This window comes from Streptomyces katrae, assembly GCF_000966975.1.
Classification (GTDB): domain Bacteria; phylum Actinomycetota; class Actinomycetes; order Streptomycetales; family Streptomycetaceae; genus Streptomyces; species Streptomyces katrae.
In genome coordinates this window covers 1-3,548 of sequence record NZ_JZWV01000976.1, presented here as the reverse complement: position 1 = coordinate 3,548, position 3,548 = coordinate 1, and the positions used below count along the sequence as shown (strand labels likewise).

The following is a 3,548-nucleotide window of genomic DNA, read 5'->3' as shown; positions in this document are numbered from 1 at the left end:
TTCCGCGATCTCCCGTTCGGCCTCGGCACGCAGCCGGGCCACCTCGGCCGCGCCGTCCGGTGAGGCGGGCGGGTGGGCCGGGGGCTGGCGGTAGGCGGCCAGGAGGCGGTCCAGTTCGCGTACGACGGTGGCCGCGTCCGGCGGGCGGTGGGCCGGGTCCTTGGCCAGGAGGTGCATGACCAGGTCGGTGAGGCCGGCCGGGGCCCTGCCGGCCGGAAGGGGGCGGGGCTGTTCGTTGACCTGCTGGTAGAGCAGGGCGTGGGGGGCGGCGTTCGTGAAGGGCGGTCGGCCGGTGAGGCCCTCGTAGAGCAGGCAGCCCAGGCTGTAGAGGTCGGCCCGGTGGTCGATGCGGGAGTCGCCCCGGCACTGTTCGGGGGACATGTACGCGAAGGTGCCCATGGCGGTGCCGCTGACGGTGAGGTCGGCGACGCGCAGGGTCTCGCCGAGGAACTTGGCGAGCCCGAAGTCCAGGACCTTGATGACGCCGGCGGAGGTGAGCATGACGTTCTGGGGCTTGACGTCCCGGTGGACGATGCCGCGGCCGTGGGCGGCGGACAGGGCGGTGCAGGGCGGTGGCGATCTGGCCGCCCCAGTTGGCGACGTCGTACCAGGGGACGGGCACGGGCCCGCGGAACAGCTTGGCGAGGGTCTCGCCGTCGATGCGTTCCATGACCAGGTAGAGGTACCTGCGGCCGGCGAGCGACGCCTCGCCGCAGTCGTGGACGGTCACCGTGTGCCGGTGCGGGAGGGCGGCCGCGGAGCGCACCTCGTGCATGAAGCGGTGTTCGACCTGGGCGGTGTCCATGCCGGGCACGGCGTGGACGAGCTTGGCGGCGACCGGCCGCAGCATCCTCGTGTCGAGGGCGCTCCAGACCTCGCCCATGCCGCCCCCGCCGAGCTTCCCCTCCAGCCGGTACCGGCCTTCGAGCAGTTCCCCCTGCATCCGCGCCCCTCCCGCTTCCGGATCCGTCGGGTTCGAGTATGCGGCCGGGCGGGGGATCGGGGACCGGCCTTTGGCCGTATGAGCGGTGGCGGGGCGGGGGCCGAGCCCGGATGCTGTATTCCGTGATGGACGAGACGGAGTTCTGGGAGATCGTCGACCGTACCCGTGAGGCCGCCGGGGGCGACCCCGAGGAGCATGCCGAGCTGCTCGTGGAGCGGCTGACGCAGCTGGATCCCGACTCCGTGCTGGACTTCGCGCGGCACTTCGAGTCCCGGTACAACCGGGCTTACACCTGGGACCTGTGGGGGGCGGCGTGGGTGCTGCTCGACGGTGCGAGCGACGACGCGTTCGACTACTTCCGGTGCTGGCTGATCGGGCAGGGCCGGGAGGTCTTCGAGGGCGCGGTGCACGATCCGGACCAGCTGGCGGAGCTGCTGGGCGAGTTCGACGAGGAGATCGACGGGGACGGGGAGGAGCTGGGGTACGCCGCCGACGAGGCGTACGAGCAGCTGACCGGGGCGGTGGCTCCGGACCTGGGGATCCCGTTGCAGGCGGAGGAGCCGGAGGGCGCCCCGCTGGACTTCGAGAACGAAGCCGTGCTCGCGGAACGCTTCCCCCGGCTGTGGGACCGCTTCAGGGGCTGAGGCCCGTCAGTAGTGGGTGCCGCCGTCGATGCGGATCTCGGTGCCGGTGATGAAGGCGCCGTCCTCGGAGCCCAGCATCGCGACGACGCCGGCGACGGTCTGGGGGCCGGCGAAGCCCTGGCCGATGGCGGGGGCGAGCTTGGCGAAGAGGGACCAGTCGGTGTCCTCGGGCAGGCCGGGGCCGTTGCCGGTGGTCATGCCGCTCTCGATGGAGCCGGGGGCGACGGAGACGAAGCGCAGGCCCTGCTTGCTGTACTCGGCGGCGAGGGCGTGGGTCATCGACTGGATGCCGCCCTTGCTGGCCGCGTAGGCGGACATGTAGGGGTGCGCGAAGCTCGCCGAGGTGGAGCTGAAGTTCACGACGACCGGCTGGTCGCCGGCGAGCAGCGCGGGGAGGGACTCGCGGATCATCAGGAAGGTGCCGGTCAGGTTGACCGCGATGACCTTGTTCCAGAAGTCCAGGGTGGTCTGGTGGGTGTGCGCGGAACGCAGGATGCCCGCCGCGTTGACCAGCACGTCGATGCCGCCGAGGGCGTCGACGGCGGCCGCCACGCCTTCCTTGACCGAGGTCTCGTCGGATATGTCCAGGACGGCGGTGGTCAGCCGGCCGGCGTGACCGGCGGCGGCCGCCTGCTCGGCGGTGGCCTTGAGGCCGGCCTCGTTCACGTCCACGGTGTGGACGCGGCCGCCCTCGGAGAGAATGCGGTGCACGGTGGCCTGGCCGATGCCGGAGCCGCCGCCGGTGATGAGGACGCGACGTCCTTCGTAACGGTTCATGGGGTGCAGCGTACCGAGAAGATGACACGTTTTGCCAGACTGGCATCGATTGCAACCATCTGATCCGACTGGCGGTACGCTTCACCCGTGAGATCTCCCCGTCCGTACTCCCCCCAGAGCGGCTCCGGAGCCCAGTCGCTGACGGAGCGCCGCAAGGCCGCCACCCAGCTCGACATCGCCCGCGCCGCCTGCGAGCTCTTCGCCGCGCACGGCCCCGACGGAACCACCGCGGAGGACATCGCGCACCGCGCGGGGGTCGCACTGCGCACGTTCTACCGCTACTTCCGCAACAAGCAGGAGGCCGTGGCCCCGCTGCTCGCGGGCGGCGGCGACGCCTGGCGCGCCCTGCTCGCCGAAGAGGACCCCGCCACCCCGCTGGCCCGCGCGCTGGAGCGGGCCGTGACCCGCGCCCTGAGCGACTCCAAGGCCGTCGAGGAGGGCCTGGAGGTCACCCGTGGGCTGCTGCGCGCGGCCGCCACGGACCAGGCCCTGCGCGCCGTCTGGTACCGGGTCAACCAGGAGTCCGAGGAGCGCCTGGCCCCGATCGTGGCCCGGCTCGCCGGTCCGGAGGCGGACGAGATGTCCGTACGCCTGGTGTCCGCGGCCGCCACCGACGCGATCCGGGTCGCACTGGAGCTGTGGTCCGCCGGCGACGCCCCGGTCTCGGGCCTCGGCTCCCCCGCCGATCTCGCGGTGCGCTGCCTGCGGGAGCTGACCGGCGCGATGCCCCTGCTCCGCTGAGGGCGGGGCAGGGGCACCGGTAGAGGTCGAGCGGACGGGGCGGGGTCAGCGCCAGCCGCCCCAGTCGTCGTTCCAGTTGGCGTTGTCCCAGCGGCCCCAGTCGTGGTCGCCATGGTGGTGGTGCCAGCCGCTGCGCCAGTTGCCATTGCCGCAGTCGTCGTCATCGTCCCAGTTGTTGGCCCAGCGGGAGTGACTCGAGCGGTTCCAGTTCCCGTCATGGTCGTGGGCGGACGCACTGCTCAGCGGCAGCAGCGCCAGCGTGACCCCTGCGGCACCCGCGACGGCGGCACCGATGATCCTACGGCGCATCTTCATGCACCTCCGAACATGTCTCGCTTATCGGGCTTATCGGGCCTTTAGGTCCCAATCAACCGTTACTCCAGTCGGACGACCTGTCAAAAGCAGGAGGCCCCCCGCCGCTCTCCGAAAAGAGCGGCGGGGGG

At 71.9% G+C, this 3,548-nt stretch carries 5 protein-coding genes; 2 read left to right on the top strand and 3 right to left on the bottom strand.

Annotation, left to right across the window (positions count from 1 at the left end):
• Positions 1–558: serine/threonine-protein kinase (locus VR44_RS48600; protein ID WP_157880451.1), on the bottom strand; the 558-nt coding region annotated here is incomplete at its 3' end.
• Positions 559–1,068: 510 nt separating this feature from the next.
• On the opposite strand from VR44_RS48600, the gene VR44_RS30755 reads away from it, so the two are divergent.
• The gene (locus VR44_RS30755; protein WP_045950901.1) at positions 1,069–1,587 is read left to right on the top strand and encodes a DUF4240 domain-containing protein; all 519 of its coding nucleotides are present in this window, start codon (positions 1,069–1,071) and stop codon (positions 1,585–1,587) included.
• A 6-nt stretch (positions 1,588–1,593) separates the two neighbouring features.
• On the opposite strand, the gene VR44_RS30750 is transcribed toward VR44_RS30755, so the two are convergent.
• The gene (locus tag VR44_RS30750) at positions 1,594–2,364 is read right to left on the bottom strand and encodes an SDR family NAD(P)-dependent oxidoreductase (protein WP_045950900.1); all 771 of its coding nucleotides are present in this window, start codon (positions 2,362–2,364) and stop codon (positions 1,594–1,596) included.
• An 87-nt stretch (positions 2,365–2,451) separates the two neighbouring features.
• On the opposite strand from VR44_RS30750, the gene VR44_RS30745 reads away from it, so the two are divergent.
• Positions 2,452–3,105: a TetR family transcriptional regulator gene (locus tag VR44_RS30745; protein WP_045950899.1), complete on the top strand. Its 654-nt coding sequence runs from the start codon at positions 2,452–2,454 to the stop codon at positions 3,103–3,105.
• Positions 3,106–3,150: 45 nt separating this feature from the next.
• On the opposite strand, the gene VR44_RS30740 is transcribed toward VR44_RS30745, so the two are convergent.
• Complete coding sequence (locus VR44_RS30740; RefSeq protein ID WP_157880450.1) at positions 3,151–3,414, bottom strand: hypothetical protein; 264 nt, start codon at positions 3,412–3,414, stop codon at positions 3,151–3,153.
• Between the last annotated feature and the right edge of the window lie 134 nt (positions 3,415–3,548).